This window comes from Rosettibacter primus (genome assembly GCF_036860675.1).
Classification (GTDB): domain Bacteria; phylum Bacteroidota; class Ignavibacteria; order Ignavibacteriales; family Melioribacteraceae; genus Rosettibacter; species Rosettibacter primus.
In genome coordinates this window covers 82,715-102,377 of record NZ_JAYKGK010000003.1, presented here as the reverse complement: position 1 = coordinate 102,377, position 19,663 = coordinate 82,715, and the positions used below count along the sequence as shown (strand labels likewise).

General features: G+C 30.9%; 14 protein-coding genes. 10 read left to right on the top strand and 4 right to left on the bottom strand.

Annotation, left to right across the window (positions count from 1 at the left end; genetic code table 11):
• The first annotated feature begins 85 nt into the window (after positions 1-85).
• The 10 genes from VJY32_RS05215 to VJY32_RS05170 all read left to right on the top strand — a co-directional run bounded on the left by VJY32_RS05215 (position 86) and on the right by VJY32_RS05170 (position 14,962).
• The gene (locus VJY32_RS05215; protein WP_353676840.1) at positions 86-1,903 is read left to right on the top strand and encodes a cellulase family glycosylhydrolase; all 1,818 of its coding nucleotides are present in this window, start codon (positions 86-88) and stop codon (positions 1,901-1,903) included.
• A 60-nt stretch (positions 1,904-1,963) separates the two neighbouring features.
• Entirely contained in the window at positions 1,964-2,776 is an 813-nt protein-coding gene (locus VJY32_RS05210) for an alpha/beta hydrolase (RefSeq protein WP_353676839.1), read from the top strand.
• A 30-nt stretch (positions 2,777-2,806) separates the two neighbouring features.
• A complete protein-coding gene (locus VJY32_RS05205; RefSeq protein WP_353676838.1) occupies positions 2,807-4,825 on the top strand; it encodes a sialate O-acetylesterase in 2,019 nt (672 codons plus the stop codon).
• An 18-nt stretch (positions 4,826-4,843) separates the two neighbouring features.
• Positions 4,844-5,896 carry a glycoside hydrolase family 5 protein gene (locus VJY32_RS05200; protein WP_353676837.1) on the top strand — a complete coding sequence of 351 codons (1,053 nt, stop codon included), beginning with the start codon at positions 4,844-4,846 and terminating at the stop codon, positions 5,894-5,896.
• A 473-nt stretch (positions 5,897-6,369) separates the two neighbouring features.
• Positions 6,370-7,959, top strand: a complete 1,590-nt coding sequence (locus tag VJY32_RS05195) for a glycoside hydrolase family 28 protein (protein WP_353676836.1) — start codon at positions 6,370-6,372, stop codon at positions 7,957-7,959.
• A gap of 62 nt (positions 7,960-8,021) precedes the next feature.
• Positions 8,022-9,332 (top strand): extracellular solute-binding protein, encoded by a 1,311-nt coding sequence (locus VJY32_RS05190; protein WP_353676835.1) that lies wholly within the window; start codon positions 8,022-8,024, stop codon positions 9,330-9,332.
• Between the two features lie 5 nt (positions 9,333-9,337).
• Entirely contained in the window at positions 9,338-10,837 is a 1,500-nt protein-coding gene (locus tag VJY32_RS05185) for an ATP-binding protein (protein WP_353676834.1), read from the top strand.
• Positions 10,830-12,287 (top strand): sigma-54-dependent transcriptional regulator, encoded by a 1,458-nt coding sequence (locus tag VJY32_RS05180; RefSeq protein WP_353676833.1) that lies wholly within the window; start codon positions 10,830-10,832, stop codon positions 12,285-12,287. Before VJY32_RS05185 ends, VJY32_RS05180 begins: the two co-directional genes overlap by 8 nt.
• Positions 12,288-12,382: 95 nt before the next feature.
• Positions 12,383-13,738, top strand: coding sequence for a glycoside hydrolase 5 family protein (locus VJY32_RS05175; RefSeq protein WP_353676832.1), 1,356 nt, complete (start codon positions 12,383-12,385; stop codon positions 13,736-13,738).
• Positions 13,739-13,753: 15 nt separating this feature from the next.
• Positions 13,754-14,962 (top strand): glycoside hydrolase family 26 protein, encoded by a 1,209-nt coding sequence (locus tag VJY32_RS05170; RefSeq protein WP_353676831.1) that lies wholly within the window; start codon positions 13,754-13,756, stop codon positions 14,960-14,962.
• 849 nt (positions 14,963-15,811) lie between these two features.
• Here VJY32_RS05170 and VJY32_RS05165 read toward each other — a convergent pair.
• The 4 genes from VJY32_RS05165 to VJY32_RS05150 all read right to left on the bottom strand — a co-directional run bounded on the left by VJY32_RS05165 (position 15,812) and on the right by VJY32_RS05150 (position 19,658).
• Positions 15,812-17,797 carry a M1 family aminopeptidase gene (locus VJY32_RS05165; RefSeq protein WP_353676830.1) on the bottom strand — a complete coding sequence of 662 codons (1,986 nt, stop codon included), beginning with the start codon at positions 17,795-17,797 and terminating at the stop codon, positions 15,812-15,814.
• 97 nt (positions 17,798-17,894) lie between these two features.
• Positions 17,895-18,302, bottom strand: a complete 408-nt coding sequence (gene mce / locus VJY32_RS05160; RefSeq protein ID WP_353676829.1) for a methylmalonyl-CoA epimerase — start codon at positions 18,300-18,302, stop codon at positions 17,895-17,897.
• Between the two features lie 165 nt (positions 18,303-18,467).
• Complete coding sequence (locus VJY32_RS05155) at positions 18,468-19,034, bottom strand: outer membrane protein (RefSeq protein ID WP_353676828.1); 567 nt, start codon at positions 19,032-19,034, stop codon at positions 18,468-18,470.
• A 69-nt stretch (positions 19,035-19,103) separates the two neighbouring features.
• Entirely contained in the window at positions 19,104-19,658 is a 555-nt protein-coding gene (locus VJY32_RS05150) for a hypothetical protein (protein ID WP_353676827.1), read from the bottom strand.
• Positions 19,659-19,663: the final 5 nt, after the last annotated feature.

The following is a 19,663-nucleotide window of genomic DNA, read 5'->3' as shown; positions in this document are numbered from 1 at the left end:
TTAGGTTGGTTCTTAAGAATTATTTAATGAGTGTAATTAAACTTTAAGAAGAAAATCACCACAATAAAAAATTCAAGGTGAAATTATGCGCAAGAAAATATTTATTCTATTAATTGTTGCTGTAAGCTTTTTATTCCCTCAATGTGCTTCAAGCCAATTTACTTCCTTTGTTGTAAGAAAAAATGATAAACTATATGATAATGATAAGGAACTAAGATTTATTTCTTTTAATATTCCTAATCTTCATTACATCGAAGATTATTTACCTTTTGATTCAACAAATCCATGGCGTCTTCCAGATGAATTTGAAATACGTGATGCATTAACCTCGATTAAGCATCTTGGTGGAAAAGTAGCAAGAATGTATGTGTTATCTGTTCGAAGAGATATTGATTCGCCCGATGTAATTCGACATGTTGAAGGACCTGGAAAATTTAACGAAGAAGCATTCAAAGCGCTTGATAAAGTCTTACAAGTAGCAAATGAAGTTGGGGTTAGAGTAATTATTCCTTTTGTTGATAACTGGCATTGGTGGGGTGGACCAAGAGAATATGCAGCTTTTCGAGGTAAAGATAGAGATGAGTTTTGGACGGATCCTGAAATTATTGCCGATTTTAAGAAAACCATAGAATTCACTATCAATAGAAAAAATACTTTTACAGGAATTTTATACAAGGACGACAAAGCAATTCTTGGCTGGGAAACTGGCAACGAATTAAATGCTCCAATCCAGTGGACAAAAGAAATTGCTGCTTATATAAAAAGTCTTGATAAAAATCATCTTGTAATTGAAGGAAGAAATTCACCTGATTTATCAGTAGAAGCAATTGAAGATACAAATATTGATGTAGTTACTACTCATCATTATAGAAATACAAAATCAAATCTTGAAAAAATTGTTGCTAATCAAAAATTAGCAAAAGGTAAAAAGCCTTATATTGTTGGTGAATATGGAATTGTACCTCCTCAAGAAATTCGCGCAATTTCAGATACAATTATAAATCAAGGTTTAGCTGGTGGAATGTTATGGAGTTTGAGATTTCATAATCGTGAAGGAGGCTTTTATCATCATTATGAATACAATAATGTTGCAGCATACCGCTGGCCTGGATTTAATGATGGGAATTGGTATGACGAAAAGTTAATATTAAACTTAATTCGTGAAAAAGCTTATCAAATTGATGGATTGTCAGTTCCACCTCTTCCAATTCCTGAAAAACCAAAACTTCTTGATATTAATGATGTATCTGAAATTTCATGGCAGGGTTCGGCAGGTGCTCAAGCTTATATTATTGAAAGAAAAGAAGAATATGTTGATGAATGGAAAGTAATTGCAGATAATATTGATGATGCAAGGTATCAATATCGACCATTATTTAATGATGAAACAGCAGAAATAGGGAAAAGATATTTTTATCGTATTGCAGCTAAAAATGAATCTGGTATTTCTGATTATTCAAATATTGTTGGGCCTGTGGAAGTAAAATTCAAAAAAATTGTTGACGAAATGGAAAATTTCGATAAAGTATTTCAAAAAGATGGTGAATTTCAATTGCTAACTTATCAGGATATACGCCGAGCAAAAGAAGATAGAAGCCGATTAACAGGCAGTACAGGAAGTTATATCATTTATAAATCGCCTATGAATATCACAGAAGTGAAAGTTGACTTCTTTTTATCAGATGAGGACGGAGACATTAGAGTTGCTGCTGGAAGTGACATTAATAATTTATCAGAAATTATTTACGAAAAACAAATTTTTAAATTCGGAAAAAATGACTACAATTTTTTTGATGCAGTAAGATATACTTCAGTTAATTTACCTGAAAATTCAAGATTTGTTAAAATCACATTAAATGATGGGGTTCAAATTAGCAGAGTAGAAATAAAATATCAGCCATAAGTTAAAATCATAAAAATCTTTATTCATAAAATAAATTAAATAATGACGAAAAAATTAAATATGTTATGCATTATTTTATCAATTGTGTTTTTATTTAACTATAAGGCAGACAGCAGCCCGGCAATATATAATCCTTCTGAAATTAAAAGTGTAAAAATATTTTCCGAGAATGTAAGGGATACTTTTGTTATCGATATTTCTTTACCTGAAAGCTATTTTGAACATAGGAATCAAAGTTTTCCTGTTTTATATATGACAGATGGTTACTGGAGACGAGGGCAACATAATCCAATTCATGAGATGGCTAAAAAGGAAAATATAAGAGAATTAATTATAGTTGGGATTGGATATCCTGATAGCTACAATCCTAACAGTATCAGAGTGCGCGACTTAATTGTGCGGGCAGATTTTTTTCTTGATTTTATAATAAAAGAATTAATTCCATACATCGATAAAAATTATCGGACAAATAGTGAAAGAACACTGTGGGGCTCTTCTTTTGGTGGTTTCTTTGGCATGTATGTTTTATTTAATTATGCTGAAAAAACAAAAGGAATATTTCAGAACTATATAATTGCAAGTCCAGCTGCAAAAGAAAAAACTTATTACAAAGGAGAATATCTTGATTTGTTTGCATTAGAAAAAATTCTTTATTCAAAAACAAAAGAAATAAAAGCAAATTTATACATAACAGTTGGAGGTAATGAGGAGCCAGTTCGATTTTTAAATCCATTTAAGGAGCTAATAAAAATTCTTGAAGAAAGAGATTACAAAAATTTTTATATGAAATCATTTATTAATCCGGGTAAAGATCATTACACTGTGTGGGAGCCTACACTATATGAAGGAATTAGGTTATTTTTGAGTAAGTAAAAATTATTACAACAAATCTGAGGAATGAATATGAGAATACTATTACTTCTTCTTGTCCTTTTTTCATTTACAAATGCTCAAACAGAAAAGAAAAGTCAAATTGAAATGCCTGCAATATTTTCTGACAATATGATACTTCAACAGAAATCACTTGTGCCAATATGGGGCAAAGCAGAACCTAAGTCCAGTGTAAAGATCACAACATCATGGAAACAAGCTGCTCAGGTTTTAGCAGATGAAAATGGCAACTGGATAATGAAAATTAAAACTCCTAGAGCAGGTGGACCTTATGAAATGAAAATTGAAATTGGTGATTCAACTATTGTTTACAGGAATATATTAATTGGTGAAGTTTGGTTATGTTCAGGGCAATCGAACATGGAAATGCCGCTTGCTGGCTGGCCTCCGAGAGATACAATATTCGGTTCGGCTAAAGAAATTCAAAATGCAGATAATTCGAACATTAGATTTTTTACTGTAGCCCGCACAGTATCTAACAAACCAGAATTTAACTGCAATGGGACCTGGGTGGAATCTAATCCTGAAACCGCAGCCCGATTTAGTGCAACAGCTTATTTCTTTGGAAAAAAACTTTATCAAGAATTAAAAGTTCCTATCGGGCTAATTCATTCAAGCTGGGGTGGAACTCCCGTAGAAGCATGGACAAGTGGAAAATATATCTCTAAGGTTGAACAATACAAAGATTTTATAGAAAAATTAAATAACAGTAGAGATGAAATTGAAAAACTTTATAAATGGCTTAATACAAAACCAATAGTTGATATTTCGAAAAGGGGGGCAGAAACCCGATGGCAAAACTTAGAATTTCAGGATTCTGCTTGTGCAGAAATCAATTTTGATGATTCACGCTGGAAAGAAATTATTCTTCCTCAAAATTGGGAAAGAACTGAAGTCGGAAGCTTCGATGGTGTAATCTGGTTTAGAAAAAAAATTGAAATACCCGAATCATGGGTGAATAAGGAATTAATTTTAGAATTGGGTCCAATTGATGATATGGATATTACATTTGTCAATGGAATTAAAATCGCTGGTTATGAAGCTGAAGGTTACTGGCAAATTGATAGAATTTATTCAATTCCATCAGAAATTGTAAAAGAAAAAAATTTGACAATTGCAGTGCGTGTAATTGATACTCAAGGAGGTGGCGGAATCTGGGGTGCTCCTGAAAAAATGAAAATTCATCCTAAAGATTCTGATGAAACAATTTCTCTTGCAGGTAATTGGAAATATTTACCCGTTGCAGAATATTTAAGCGGTAAATTTTATGTCATTGGTGCTGCTAACGAAGAATATTTCAACCGTCCTAAACTTTCTGTTGATTTATCATCAAATACTCCGACTACACTTTACAATGGTATGATTGCACCATTAATTCCTTATAGAATAAAAGGTGTAATCTGGTATCAGGGAGAATCAAACACTAACAATCCAGAACTTTATAAAACTTTGTTCCCATTAATGATAAAAAACTGGAGAGAAGATTGGAAGCAAGGAAATTTCCCATTCTATTATGTTCAGATAGCTCCTTATAATTATGGACAATGGACTCAATCACAAAAATTAAGAGAAGCACAACTTCAAACACTTTCTGTGCCTAAAACTGGAATGGTTGTAACACTTGATATTGGCAATCCTGATAATATTCATCCTGGTAATAAAAAAGATGTTGGAGAAAGACTTGCTTTATGGGCGCTTGCTAAAGATTATAGCAAAGATGTTGTTTATTCAGGACCAATTTATAGATCAATGAAAATTGTTAAAGACAAAATTGAATTAACATTTGATTATGTTGATGGTGGATTGGTATTAAAAGAAAGAAATGGGGAGAATAACTTTTTAATAGCTGGAGAAGATAAAGTATTCAAGAAAGCAACGGTTAAAATTTCCGGAAAAAAATTAATTGTGTTTAGTCCAGAAATAAAAAATCCTGTTGCAGTAAGATATTGCTGGGATAATACTTCAGAAGCAACTTTGTTTAATAAAGCAGGTTTACCGGCTTCTTCATTCAGAACAGATAATTGGGAATAAACATTAAAGGGATGTAATATGAAATCTATCTTTTTGAAAATATTCTTAATAATTTTATTGATGCAGATTCAATTTGCAAATGCACAGCAGCGTAAATATCGTGCTTGGTGGAATGAACAATACTTAAACAAACCTTATGAAAGTCCAAATAACAAAAAACTACCATTAATCAAAGTAGCAGGAAATAGATTTGTAAACGAAAAAGGGGATACAATTTTATTGCGGGGACTTTCCATTTCTGACCCTGACAAAATAGAAAATCAAGGTTACTGGAATAAAAAACTTTTTGAAAAGGTCAAAGAGTTAGGGACTCAATTAGTTCGAATTCCAATTCATCCAGTTGCTTGGAGGGAACGAACACCTGAAAAATATCTAAAATTAATTGATCAAGCTGTTGAATGGTGTACTGATTTAGAAATGTATATTATTATTGATTGGCATACAATCGGTAATCTTGAAATGGAATTGTTTCAAGACCCAATGTATGAAACAACTAAAAAAGAAACATATGAATTTTGGAGAACTATTGCGCGTAGATATAGCGGTAGCAATACAATTGCTTTTTATGAATTATTTAATGAACCAACACTTTATTTTAACCAGTTAGGGGTTGCATCATGGAGTGATTGGAAAAAAACAAATGAAAATATTATTAAACTTATTAGAGCTTATGATAAAGAAACAATTCCACTTGTCGCAGGTTTTGATTGGGCATATGATTTAACTCCACTCCTAATTGAGCCAATTAATGCAGAAAATATTGCTTATGTAACTCATCCATATCCACACAAAAGAAATAAACCATGGGAACCAAAGTGGGAAGAAAATTTTGGTTTTGCTGCAAGTCATTATCCAATTATTGCTACTGAAATTGGTTTTACTTTAGGAGATGAATCAATTAATGCAAATGGCGAATATGGAAATGCAATTATAAATTATCTTGAATCAAAAGGAATTAGCTGGGTTGCCTGGGTTTTTGACCCCGAATGGTATCCAAGCATGATAAAATCCTGGGAATCATTTGAATTAACAGAATGTGGTGAGTTCTTTAAACAAGCTATGAAAAAGTGAAAGTTTATTTTGAATTCATTCCCCGTTCTCTTGAGAAAAGGTAAAGGGAGGTTCGAAAAGAGTAACAGATGAACAAATAAAATTAAGTAAAAACAGAAGAGAATAATTTTTGAACAATCGACCTTCTCTTAAAAAGAGAAGGGGTGCGTTCCCTCTCTTTCTAAGAGAGGGATAAAGGGAGAGTTCAATAAGAATAAAGTGTTAAAAAAAACAACAAATTTTGTATATGTATGATAATTTTTAAATAATTAATACAAACATTGTTCTTTCTCATAATTAGTTAATGTAAAATTATTATTTCTAAAAGAGGGATAAAAGAGAAAGTTAAAAAAATAAATTAAGTAAAAATATTTCGAAAATTTTGTAGTAGAAAGAATTATGAATGAATTTGAATGAAAGCAGAAATTTTTAATAAAGTTAGTAGAAGGTAAAAATAATCCATGTAATTATAATTTTCATTTACCAATAAAATTATGAATAAATTATTCAAAATAATTTTATTAATTTTTTTTACAACTATTACAACATTATATTCACAACAGTATAATGTTCTTCACTACGGTGCTATTGGGGATGGAAAAACCTTAAACACTTCTGCAATTCAGAGGGCAATTGACGACTGTGCTTCAAATGGCGGTGGTACAGTTTATATCCCTGCAGGAATATTTGTGAGTGGTGCTATTCAATTAAAATCAAATGTTACGCTTTATCTTGAAAATGGCGCGGTACTTTTAGGTTCCTCAAATCTAAGCGACTATTATATTGACAGCATAAGAGTTGGATTAATCTTTACAAAAAATTCTGATAATGTGGTAATTACAGGTGATGGCATAATTGACGGAAATGGTGACTTATTTAACTATACCAATCAAAGAAAAAAATTTCTTCCTCCTGAACTTCGATTGTTTACTCGTCAAAAAGAAAATTATTGTCCCGACGATGCAGAAATTCAAGATGGTCCAGTTGAACCTCATCCGCAGAGACCATATCAAATGATTATATTTTCTAATTGCAATAATGTCAAAGTTCATGGTGTTACAATAAAAAATTCACCATTCTGGACTTTACATCTTGCAGATTGCAATGGAGTGATAATTAACAATGTAAGAATTCATAATAATGTTTTAATTGCAAATAGTGATGGAATTGATTGCACTTCCTGTAGTAATGTTGTGATTTCTAATTGTGAAATAATTGGAGGAGACGATGCAATTGTTCTAAATAGTTACAGCACTCATTTTGAATTGCCCGGTTTTCAGAATTTAAAACGACCATCTGAAAATATTGTCGTAAGTAATTGTATTCTGATGTCACGTTCCAGCGGTATAAGAATTGGAGGTATAGACCACAATTACATGAAGAATTATTCTTTCAATAACATTGTAATCTACAATTCAAATCGTGGAATTGGTTTATTTACCGGAATTGAAGGATGGATTGAAAATGTTTCTTTCTCTGATATAATTATTGAAACTCGTTTGCATACAGGCGACTGGTGGGGCAAAGCAGAACCAATTCATATTCAATCAGTTCCCACAACAAAAGGAAGAAAATCTGGAATAATTAAAGATGTTCGTTTTCATAACATCAAAGCTAATAGTGAAAATGGAATAATTCTTTATGCTTATGAAAAAGGCAGCATATCAAACATTACATTTGATGGATTAGAATTATTTATTAAAAATGGTCCTCTGCAAAAAAGTTATGGCGGAAATATTGATTTGCGCCCAACTGCTTTCCAAGATTTGAATTTATTCTGTCATGACATACCTGGAATTTACTTGAAAAATGTAAAAGACATTTTTATTTCAAACTCCACACTCGAATTTGAAAATAATATGGAAGATTTTTTCAAATATGGAATCTGGGCAGAAGGATTTGAAAATATTACAATTAATGGATTAAAAGGAACCCCTCCACCTGCAACAAGAGACATAATGTTTTATCTTGAAAATGGAAAAGATTTTAAGATATTCAACAGTATTATAAAAGCAACATCTGAAAAATTTATAAGAAAGAAGAATGTAACTAAAATTGCATTGAAAAATATTTTCTTTGAATAACAAATTTATAATGCATTATTTTAATTGTTTATATGAATGACGAATAATTATGGAAATCTGGTATGATTACTATTAAACAAAAATGGGGGTTCGCACTTTTACTGTTCCTTGCACTTATTTATCTGGGAATTTTTTATCTTCAAAGGAGTAGAGTTCAAAATAATCCTGTTACCGAAATTTATTTTGCAGATAGAATTACAGCAGCTCACCGTGTTTTAATTGATGAATACAATAAATTAATGGAAGGAAAAGTTAGAGTAATTCCTATTGATTTTCCTCATTTTGATTTTAGCACAAATGAAAGAAAAGAAGTCTTAGCAAGGTCTTTAAGAGGGACAGGAGATGGAATTGATATATTTGCTGTTGATATAATCTGGGTTCAAAGATTTGCAAAATGGTGTGAACCTCTCGATAAATATTTTTCTGAGGACGAAAAAAATAAAATTTTGCCATTAGCTTTAGAATCCTGCTATTCAAATGGTGAACTCGTTTCCGTTCCGCTTAATCGTGTACAGGGTGTTCTATATTATCGAGAAGATTTACTTAATAAACTGAAAAATGGAAAAGAAATAATTAAGAAGATTCATAATAATATAACATGGCAGGATTTTATTAAAATAAAAGAAAAAATAAAAATTGATTATCCATTTTACATTTTTCCAGCCGCAGATTATGAAGGGTTTATATGTATTTTTATGGAATTATTGTTAAGTCAAAATCCTGATTATTTCCATCAATATGGATTTAACCTTGACAGACCTGAAGCACAAAAAGCTTTACAACTGCTTGTTGATTTTATTTATAAATATAAAATTACTCCGCGTGATGTAATTAAATTTACAGAAATACCAAGTTATGCTTATTTTATAAAAAATGATGGATTGTTCATTAGAGGATGGCCAAGCTACGATAAAGATTTTAAAGAGTCCCCAATCGATTCGTCAAAAGAAAAGTATTTGAGAAAAGCTCCTCTGCCATACTTTCAAAATGGGAAACCTACATCAATAATGGGTGGCTGGAATTTGATGGTATCAAAATTCTCTGATAAAAAAGAAGCAGCTGTTGACTTTGTAAAATTTTTATTGAGTGAAAAATCTCAGGAAATATTTTATCGTTTAAGCGGTCATTATCCAGTAATTAAAAAATTTTATTATGATTCTTCATTTGTCAAAAAATATCCTGAGTTTAGAGAAATTCGTAAGTTAATTAAGTCTGCAATACATAGACCGGCTCACGAGGAATATACTCGTTATTCAAAAATTATGTCTTACTATTTTGAACAGGCATTAACAAAAAAAATAAGTGTTGAAGAAGCTCTGATTAAAGCAACAAATTCAATTCAGTATGAAAAAAATATAATTAAAGAATATTAACCATTATGGTTCGACAAAAAGTAAAAAGTAAATTTTCAAAGTATAGATTTGAAATTAAACATGTAACTGCCTTCCTGTTTATTTTAATTGTGTTTCAAATTATAATGGCTCTTGTTCAAAAATCTTCTCTTAATGATTTTCTGGTAGAAACTCAAGCCTGGTATCAAAAATATTCTGCTGAAAGACTTGCAATTATAACATCAACAAGTATGGAACTGCTTTATGAAAATTTATTCATGGAAAAACCTCAAAGTGAATATGATGAACGGCGAATAACTTATTCTTTCAATGTAATTTTTAAGCAACAACTGATTCAAAAAAGTGTGGAAGATATAAGTTTAATTTTGATAAAGAATCATAGATTATATGTAATTGACAGTGGTCAAAAACTTTATAAATTTTTAACAAATACATTATTACCCTATGATAGTCAAAAAGATGCACACATTGAAGCTGTAAATTTATTTTTAACTGTTAAAGATAAAATGAAAGCTTCTGAAATAATTTACAGCACACTGGAGAATAATAAAACTTTCAATATACTTGTGCCGTTTGTCCCCGATGGAGAATATCTTGGCGTGATGTATATGAAAATTACACCTGATTTTTCTTTCCTCACAAAAGAAGTAAGAGCAAACTATGATAAAGTTGCTTTGATTTATACTTCGCTGATTTTTATAGGCTTAATAATAATTTTTGTAATATCATCACAGGCAGTAAAAGAACGGAACGAAGCTCTTCAAAAATTTTATGAAGAACATCAAGAAAATATTGAAAAACAAATTAGACTTGAAAAAGAATCTCTATTTACAAAAAGAATTTATCATACACATCACAAAGCAGAAAAAATAATTGGATTTATAAAAGAAGATGTTCGTAAAATGAATGCACCAGGCATTGAAGAACTTAAAAACAAAGTGATTACTTATTCAAATTTTATTTCAAGAATAATTTATGATATGAAATGGTATGACCAGGATATTAACACAATTATTAATCCAATGTTCAGAACAAATATTAATGAAGTAATTAAATTTATTGTGGAAAATGTATTTCTTAGAATATCAAGCAAAAATGAGATGTTTACTTTTAAGCTTGACCTGGACGATAAACTTCCGCTTGTAAGTGTAAATGAATTTGTAATCTGGGAAATTCTTGAACCTCTTATTCAAAACAGCATTGACCATGGAAATAAAAGATTAATTACTATAAAAATTTCTACAAAGTATGACGCAGGTGAAAATTTATCTTATATAATTATTGAAGACGATGGCGTGGGAATAAAAGAAGAACTTTTAGAATTTAGTGAGAATGGAATAAAAAGAATATTTTTAGAAAATGAATCTACAAAAAAAGTAGAAGGTGCTAACTCAGGATATGGTTGTTATATTGCATATCAAATGGCAGTAGAAAAATGCGGCTGGGATATCGATGCATTTAATCTCAAAGAAGGCGGATGCAGATTTATATTAACAATAAAAAATCATGGTGGGCATTATGAGTAAGAATGAACAAATTAATGTTTTGTTAGTAGAAGATGAAGATTTCGATGTTAAGAGAGTAAAGAATACTCTCAATTATTACAACTCGATGATAAAATTGCAGGATGTTGTTTCAAATGGACTTGCTGCTCTGCAGCTCATAAAAGAGAACCCTGATAAATATGATGTTATTATTATGGACTATCAAATTTCCGGGGGACTTAAAGGCGAAGAATTAATTTCTAAAATGAAAGATTGTGACCCCCTGGTTCAAATAATTGTAATTACTAAAATGACCATAAATATTACCAATTATAATTTTGCCAATAATCTGCTGCGAGCAGGAGCATTCTGGTATTGTACAAAATATCCAGGTAATATTGAAGAATATATTTATCAGCCTACAGATTTTATACTGAGCATTTTTAATGCTTACGAAAAGAAAAAATTAGAAAAGCAAAAAATGAAATCTGATAAACGATTAAAACAAAGCATAGAAAAAATGCTCGAGTCAAAAAAAATTATTGGCGAATCAAAACCGATGCTTCAGTTGAAAGAAAATATTGAAAAGTATGCAAAAAGTGATGTCAATATTTTAATTAATGGTCCTTCTGGAACAGGCAAAGAATTAGTTGCCTGGAATATTCATTTAAAAAGTAAAAGAAAATATGAAAACTTTATTCCAATTAATTGTGGTAGTATACCATCAGAATTAATCGAAAGCGAATTATTCGGATTCGAAAAGGGCGCGTTTACTGGTGCAAATGGAAGTAAAGCAGGACTTTTTGAAATTGCGAACAATGGAACAATTTTCCTCGACGAAGTAGCAGAACTGCCGCCTTCAGCGCAGGTAAAATTACTTAGAGTAATTCAAGATGGTGAAATTGAAAAAATTGGAAGAACAGAAAAAATTTCGGTTAATGTTAGAATTATTGCTGCTACAAATAAGAACCTGGCAAATGAGGTAAATAACAATCGTTTTAGAGAAGATTTGTATTATCGTTTGAATGTTGTTCCAATTGATATTGTCCCGCTTAAAGATAGAGGTGATGATATAATCTTGCTGTTCGATTATTTTCTGGATTATTTCAGTAATGATATGGAAATTCCTAAACCTACTTATGATGAAAAAGTAAAAGAAATTTTATTAAACTATAAATGGCCGGGCAATGTAAGAGAACTCAGAAATGTAGTTCAAAGATTAATGTTAAATTGTACAAACGGAGTTATTACTGCAAAAGATATTAGCAGTCCATTAATTCTTGGAAATCAAATTATTGCTAAAGAAGAAACAAATTTTGAAGATATTTACAATGGACAAGTATTGCCACTTAAAGAAGTTGAAAAACTCTTTCGTATAAAATATTTCAAGTATGTTAGAAGCATATCAAGTTCAGATTCTGCAGCTGCCGAACGTCTTGGACTGGCACCTTCAAATTTCTATAGAATGTGTAAAGAATTGGGTCTGAAATAATGCTGATGTTATTCAATTTTGATGAATCCTCGAAATTGTAAATGAGATTGAACTTATCAGTATTGCAAAATTATATTAAATAAAAAAGAGGTTGTATGAAAAAAATTTATTTACAGCTAATTGTGATTTTATTTTTAACAGAAGGGTGTGCATCAACACTTGTTAAAGATACAGTTGATTTTATTAAAGTAAGAGGAACTCAATTCGAATTAAATGGAAAACCGTATTACTTTGTTGGCACAAATTTCTGGTATGGATGTTATCTGGGTTCTCCTGGGATAACAGGCGATAGAGAAAGACTTAAAAGAGAACTTGATTTATTGAAAGAGTATGGAATTACAAATCTTAGAATATTAGCAGCATCAGAAAAATCATACATTAAAACATCTCTTAATCCTGCGGTTCAACCCGAACCAGGAGTTTTAGATGAAGATTTACTTGAAGGTTTGGATTACCTTTTATTTGAAATGAAAAAAAGAAATATGCATGCAGTTGTGTTTTTAAATAATTACTGGGAATGGTCGGGTGGTTTTGTTGTTTATAATAAATGGTATGGTTCAGGCAAAGAAGTAGACCCAAATCAACCTCCATATACATGGCCTGACTTTATGAATTACTCGGCAGAATTTTACAGGAATGAAAAAGCTAATCAGTATTTTAGAGAGTTCATTAAAAAGATAATTACAAGAAAAAATAAATTTACAAATCAATTTTACTTTGAAGACCCAACAATCATGGCATGGCAGTTAGCAAACGAACCCAGACCGGGCTGGGGAGATGCTGCAATTCCTTATCTCGATTATTTTTATAAATGGATAGATGAAACAGCAGCTTATATTCATTCACTCGACCCAAATCATCTTGTTACAACAGGAAATGAAGGTTTAAGAGGTAGTCTTGATTCAGAAGAAATTTATTTAAAAGCACACCAAAGCAAAAATATAGATTATATGACTTTTCATCTGTGGCCCAAAAACTGGGGATGGTTTGATGCAAAAAGAATTGAAGAAACACTTCCTTCTACAATTGAAAAAGCAGTTAACTATATCAATCAACATTTGATTTATGCAAGACAATTAAATAAGCCCATTACTCTGGAAGAATTTGGTTTGTCACGAGATTTTGAAATTTGTTCGCCTGGAACTCCAACAACTGCAAGAGATAAATATTACAAAATAATATTTGATATTGTATATGACAGTGCTTCTGCAGGGGCGCCAATTGCAGGAACAAATTTTTGGTCGTGGGGAGGAGTTGGCAGAGGTAAAAATAAAGATAATATCTGGCGTGTCGGAGATCCATTTGTAGGTGACCCTCCTCAAGAACCCCAAGGTTTTAATTCAATTTATGATACTGACTTGTCTACTCTTTCAATAATTAAGGAACATTCCGAAAAAATGAATTCTTTGATTCAAAAAGGATTTATTCAAAAAATTTTATCAGAAAAATAATCCCGGATTTTTTATATGAAATTAATATTACCTTTTTTCTTTTCAGTAGTAGTTTTATTTACTTCTTGTATACCTGAGTATAACAGCATTGAATTTCAAAAAAAATTAAATGTAAAACTAACAGATACACTTGCAAGTAAAGAAACTGTTCTGCTTTTTCATAATCTAAAAAAAATATCTAAAGAAAAAATAATATTTGGCCATCACGATGATACTGCCTATGGAGTTGGCTGGTTTGGAAAAGATAGTTCCGATGTGAAAGCTATAGTAAATTCTTACCCTGGTTTGTACGGATGGGATTTTAGTTATTTCACAAATAATGACAATCATCCATTAAAAAATGTTATCCCTAGATTAGTAAGAGAAGCATACTACCGTAATGGGGTAAATACTTTCTGCTGGCATTACAGTAATCCTGTTACAGACAAAGGATTTTATGACACAACAATTGCTGTAAGAAAAATTTTGCCCGGCGGCGGATTCTACTTGAAGTATCTTAGAACCCTCGATTCAATAGCAGACTTTGCAAATAATTTAAGAGACTCTACAGGTAAATTAATCCCAATTATTTTCAGACCATTTCATGAATTCGATGGAAGCTGGTTCTGGTGGGGAAAAAATTTCTGCACAAAAGATGAATTTATTGAATTATGGAGAACTACTGTTAATTATTTACGTAATAAGAAAGGTGTGAAAAATTTTCTTTATGCTTATTCACCCGACCGAAATTTTTATTCAGAAGAAGATTATCTTGAAAGATATCCTGGCGACGAATATGTTGATGTACTTGGTATAGACAATTATTATGATTTTGTACCTGACGGCGACGGCTTAGAATGGATTAAAAGAAAATTAAAAATTGTATCGAAACTTGCTCAAAAGAAAAATAAAATCGCTGCTTTTACGGAAACGGGTCTGGAAGGAATAATAAATCATAAATGGTGGACGGAAAGATTATTAAAATCCTTTGATGATGATTCAATTAATATTGCTTATGTTATGGTATGGCGCAATGCAAATGAAAAACATCATTATGCACCATATAAAGGTCATCCAAGTGCAGAAAATTTTGTTGAGTTTGTATTTAGTCCAAAAATTTTATTGGAAAAACATTTACCAGAAATTTATAGTAAACCCATTGATGATAATATTCTAAAAAAAATTGATTTAGATAAAAAGCTTGATATTATAAAAACACTTGGACTTTACCCAAAAGTATTCTGAAATATTTTCGTATTTAAGCAAAGACCATTTTATCATGTGCGAATATCTGCGACAATCCGCGTTATCACTCTGCGTGAAGTTTATTTTATCGTTCTGAGGAATCCCACCGAAAGGTGGATGACGAAGAATCTAATCATAGTTTTTTGTTTTTAAGAGATTCTTCGTCCGCCTAAATGGCGGACTCAGAATGACAATACTACTTTCTCTGTTGTTTTAAGGAGACCACTGCTACTCTTTTCCCTGTCATTCTGAGGAGGCTGCCGTTATGTGGACGACGAAGAATCTAATCACAGTTTTTTGTTTTTAAGAGATTCTTCATTTCGCTTCACTCCATTCAGAATGACTTTTTATATTACTGCATCATTTTGTAAAAACATGCAAAAAATCATAATACCAATATTACATTTCAAAGAGATTCTTCGATTTTAGACTTTATCACAATTAATCATTATAAAGAACTCTCCCTAACTCCCTCTCTTAAAAAGAGAGGGACTTTAAGCCTCAGAATCTTTACTTCCTGAATATTTTCTTTAATTTTTTTAATAACATAAAATAATTCATCAAAATGATATATATTTTTCTGTCATTCTGAGGAGACCACCAATAGGTGGTCGACGAAGAATCTAATCACAGTTTTTTGTTTTTAAAAGATTCTTCATTTAGCTTCGCACCATTCAGAATGACTGTATTATTCTTTTTTGTTGAGATACTTCGTCCGCCTGCAGCAGACTTAGTATGACTGTTATTATGTTATTTCCTTATCAGAATTTTTTGTTATAATTTTTGTCTTCTCCTCACGAAGCTATGTTTCGTTTTACGATTCTTATAATCTTGGTAATATTGACAGAATCATTTCGCCAGCATCATCTTTTTAACTATATAATTCTTCCCTGCTTTTAATGTGTAAAAATATATTCCACTGGATAGCTCATATTTATCAGCTGAAAATTCTACTTTATAAGTTCCTGCATCTTTGTATTCATTTATTAAAGTTGCTACTTCTCTGCCTAATATGTCATATACTTTTAATTTAGTAAAAGAATCAGAAGGTAATTGATAGGTTATTGTAGTAGATGCATTAAAAGGATTAGGATAATTTTGAAAGAGAATAAATGAACGGAGGGATTCAAATTCAATCGAAGTTAAATTTTCGATAACATCTTTTAAAATCCAGTTATCAGGGTCGAGTTCTACTTTTATCGGTTCACCATCAACTTCGAGCTGCCACTGTTGAGTTTGTGAATTGTTGAACAAATTAAATGTGTATGTATTTGCAAATGTTGTTACTCTTATTTGAATTGGCATTGTAAAAAATTGCGGCTTCGTATTTTGTTTTTGAGTAATAGTAAGATTTAAAATAAATTTATTGTTGTCTGATTCAATATAATCCCAATTATAAAAGTATTGAGGGTAACCTTCGCCGTAAATCCACTCATCAAAAAAATATTTTAAATCAAATCCCGAAACTCTTTCAGCAATTTTCTGAAAATCTTCTGTCGTAGCAACAGAATACGCTAAATTAGGTTCAGATAAATATTCTTGTAAAGTTTGGAAAAATTTTTCATCACCAAGAATTCCTCTCAGCATATGAAGTACAGCAGCCCCCTTATTGTAAGACCGATTATGATTAAAAATTTCTGAAACACTGTTAATATTCTGAACATAAATTGAACCAATAGCTTTTTTAGCAGAACTCATCATTGAATTGATTCTATCCATAAAAATTTCTTTGCCATATTTATCTTCATAATAAATATTTGTTGCATATGTAGCAAAACCTTCGTTGAGCCATATATGATGCCAGTCTTTGCAAGTAACTTTATCACCAAACCATTGATGAGCTAATTCATGAGCAATTATATCTTCAACAAAAGCACCTAATGATGTGCAAGTTTGATGTTCCATTCCGCCACCAAATCCAAATTCAGCATGTCCATATTTTTCTCTTAAAAATGGATACTGCCCAAATTTTTCAGAAAAGATGCGAAGCATATCATTTGTTAAGTCTAATTTGCTTTTATAGTTCAATAAATTTTGCGGATAAATATAATGGTCTACTGGCAGAAATTTTCCACTTTCATATTCATAAGGAGTTTCATATTTGTAATAATTTGTCATTGCTAAAGAAATCAAATAATTAGCTATCGGGTAGCTGTTTTTCCATTTGTATGTTTTAGTTCCATCATGATTATTTACAATCTCGATAAGTTTGCCATTAGAAACAGAAACAAAGAATGAATCAGCTGTAATCCACACCTCAGAGGAATCTGCTTTATCAGCCGGGGTATCTTTGCATGGAAACCAATCTTTAGCTCCATAAGGCTGGCTCAATGTCCAGATAACGGGTTGTTCGTAAGGAGTTTTATCGAAAACAAAACTTCCTCCTATTCCTCCACTTATATCTGGAATTCCTTCATAGGATATTTCAATATCAATTTCTTCATTTAAAGAATAGTTTTTATCTAAATAGATTATTAATTGATTAAAGGAGGTCAACAAATAATTCAAATTATTTCCTTTGCTGACGACCCGGTTAATTTTAAAATTAGAATAAAAATCCAGATAAAAGCTGCTTAAATTTTCTTTTAATGATTTTGCTTTTACTGTAACTATTCCTTGAATATTCTTTGTGTTGTAGTCGATAGATAAATTTAATTTGTAATAAGTGACATCAATAGTAGTATCGCTGTAATAATTAGTTTTTAATAACGAAAGAGTTTTTTCATAATATTTTATTTTTGATTTAGCACAGTATTCTGCATCAACCTGTGCAATGGAATTTGTGAATAAAAATAAAAGAAAGATCGGGATGAATCTTAAAATTTTTCTGGGCATAAGTGTTTTAGATATCACTTTTTATTTGTTTGATGCAGCAATATAAAATGTATAAACAGAAATGCAAAAGTAAATTTCAGGATGATGTTTTAATCATTTATTTTGGCAATTCACATAGCTGTGTTAAAACTCCATGTGTAGATTTTGGATGTAAAAATGCATATCTATAACCTTCAGGACTTAATTTAGGTTCGGTATCAATTAATTGAACTCCTTTTGATGCAGCTTCCTTTAGTGCACCAACTAAATCTTTAACAGCAAACGATATATGATGAATACCTTCGCCCTTGTTTTCTATAAATCTTCCGATTGGTCCAAAAGGTTCTGTCGATTCAATCAGATAAATTTTAGTTTGGCCAATTGTGAAGTAAGCAGTTCTTGTCTTCTGCGTTCTTGATTCATCAATTGAATCGCATTTTAAGCCAAGTACACTTTCATAATATTTAATTTTTTCATCTAAATGTTTAACTGCTATTGCTATATGCTCAATATGTGTAATTTCCATGATATTGATTCCTTTTTTGTTAAATTAAAATTACGAATAGTAACACATTAACAAAAGGGAAAATTCAAAAAATTTTTATTTAGTGATAAAAATAACACTGATGACCTTTCAAATATTCGGAACAAGGCCATCAGTGTTATATAGTCTAAAATTAATTACTAAAAATTACTTGCCAAGGCAATAAACTACCCCAGCAAAGATTCCTAAAAAGTCAGCTCCGTCTGTATGATAAAATACTTCAGCAAAAGCATTTAATTGAGGAGATAATTTATAATCTACTCCACCTAAAACTCTGAAACCTATATTTGTTTCCGATTCACTTTCAGAACCAGAACCAATGTAAGGTATATTATATTCGAAGGATGTTCTGCCAATAACAAATCCAATCCCAGCCCCAGCATAAGGCTTTAAAGAAGAACTTTCTAATGGGAAGTAATATTTTCCTAATGCTGCAATAGTAATTTCAGTAAAAGTAAAATCTGCTTTACCATATGGACTTAAATCACCATAAGTTTTTGACCAAAAGTCTACAACCGCATCTAAATGAATGTTTGAAGTAATTGTACCAAGATTTGCAGCTGCACCAAATCCAATTGTATTTTCTATTGGGTCTTCAGGGGCAACATAACCAAGTTTCACTCCAACACCTTTCAATCCAATATCAGTTTGTGCAGTTACACCAAAATTGAATAAGAAAATAAATACCAAAATAGTTTTGATTATACGACTCATAGCTTACTCCTGTAATTAATTTGTGATTTAGTTTATTTATTAATCTATCATTTATTGATAGAGTTTTAATTATTGTTTAACGAAAACAATTGGACTAAAGAAGTAAGCACTTTCATAAATTCCATTTATGTTAATTTCCCAATCGAATGAGATAGTTACAGGCGATATCCCCTTTGTTCCTAAATTTGTAGTAGTTAGTTTAATATAATTATTGCCATTTTTTTTAACTTCAAGATAAAGATTTTCAATGTCATAAGCTTTATCATAAATCCATTCAATGTAATTTGCAGGCTGCTCAGCAGGGGATTTCAAATTAAATGTAACAGCATTAGGTGAACCATCATCAAAAATTAACTGACCCTCGTACCAGTAACCAATATTTAGAGTATGTTCTTTTGTTAAAACCAATTTAATTTTTTTACCTGCAAAAGCTGATTCAACTCCACCTTGAAGATAACGGTTCATAGTTGCTGTCCATGTGCCGAGTAACCACCCCTTAGGCCGCGGCATAGTAACTGTAAGTTCTTCTTCTTGATTTGATGATATTAAATCGTCTTTTTTATCACAGCTGCTAATTAAAAAACAAAGTAAAATCAAAATGAAAAAAAACAAGTGTTTCTTCATTTGCA

Excerpts from the sequence above, each read along its gene's own strand:
- VJY32_RS05215 (WP_353676840.1), top strand. The coding sequence starts at position 86 with ATGCGCAAGAAAATATTTATTCTATTAATTGTTGCTGTAAGCTTTTTA.
- VJY32_RS05210 (WP_353676839.1), top strand. The coding sequence starts at position 1,964 with ATGTTATGCATTATTTTATCAATTGTGTTTTTATTTAACTATAAGGCA.
- VJY32_RS05205 (WP_353676838.1), top strand. The coding sequence starts at position 2,807 with ATGAGAATACTATTACTTCTTCTTGTCCTTTTTTCATTTACAAATGCT.
- VJY32_RS05200 (WP_353676837.1), top strand. The coding sequence starts at position 4,844 with ATGAAATCTATCTTTTTGAAAATATTCTTAATAATTTTATTGATGCAG.
- VJY32_RS05195 (WP_353676836.1), top strand. The coding sequence starts at position 6,370 with ATGAATAAATTATTCAAAATAATTTTATTAATTTTTTTTACAACTATT.
- VJY32_RS05190 (WP_353676835.1), top strand. The coding sequence starts at position 8,022 with ATGATTACTATTAAACAAAAATGGGGGTTCGCACTTTTACTGTTCCTT.
- VJY32_RS05185 (WP_353676834.1), top strand. The coding sequence starts at position 9,338 with ATGGTTCGACAAAAAGTAAAAAGTAAATTTTCAAAGTATAGATTTGAA.
- VJY32_RS05180 (WP_353676833.1), top strand. The coding sequence starts at position 10,830 with ATGAGTAAGAATGAACAAATTAATGTTTTGTTAGTAGAAGATGAAGAT.
- VJY32_RS05175 (WP_353676832.1), top strand. The coding sequence starts at position 12,383 with ATGAAAAAAATTTATTTACAGCTAATTGTGATTTTATTTTTAACAGAA.
- VJY32_RS05170 (WP_353676831.1), top strand. The coding sequence starts at position 13,754 with ATGAAATTAATATTACCTTTTTTCTTTTCAGTAGTAGTTTTATTTACT.
- VJY32_RS05165 (WP_353676830.1), bottom strand. The coding sequence starts at position 17,797 with ATGCCCAGAAAAATTTTAAGATTCATCCCGATCTTTCTTTTATTTTTA.
- mce (WP_353676829.1), bottom strand. The coding sequence starts at position 18,302 with ATGGAAATTACACATATTGAGCATATAGCAATAGCAGTTAAACATTTA.
- VJY32_RS05155 (WP_353676828.1), bottom strand. The coding sequence starts at position 19,034 with ATGAGTCGTATAATCAAAACTATTTTGGTATTTATTTTCTTATTCAAT.
- VJY32_RS05150 (WP_353676827.1), bottom strand. The coding sequence starts at position 19,658 with ATGAAGAAACACTTGTTTTTTTTCATTTTGATTTTACTTTGTTTTTTA.